The organism is Lacinutrix cladophorae, from assembly GCF_053604645.1.
On the sequence record NZ_JBSHNR010000045.1, the window covers coordinates 1 to 300 of the forward strand.

General features: G+C 40.7%; 1 protein-coding gene. It reads left to right on the forward strand.

From position 1 onward, the window contains the following. The coding region (locus ACVC3Y_RS00285; protein WP_452225743.1) for an SdrD B-like domain-containing protein at nt 1-300 on the forward strand (300 nt) is incomplete at both ends.

Below are 300 nucleotides of genomic sequence, written 5' to 3' on the forward strand. Positions count from 1 at the left end.
CCGATGATGGATATGCACCAGCAGTAGGAGATTTAAGTGGAGTTGTATTCGAAGATCTTAACGGCGATGGAGTACAAGATCCAGGAGAAGAAGGAATAGAAGGAGTAGAAGTTGTAATTACCGATGTTAACGGAGACGAAATAACAGTAACAACAGGAATGGATGGCTCATGGACAGCAACAGACATTCCAGTAGGAGATGCAGAAATAGATGTTGATGAAACAACATTACCAGCAGATATTACAGATACTTTAACAACAGGAACTTCAGATCCAGAAACAGTAACCGTATTAGAAGGAG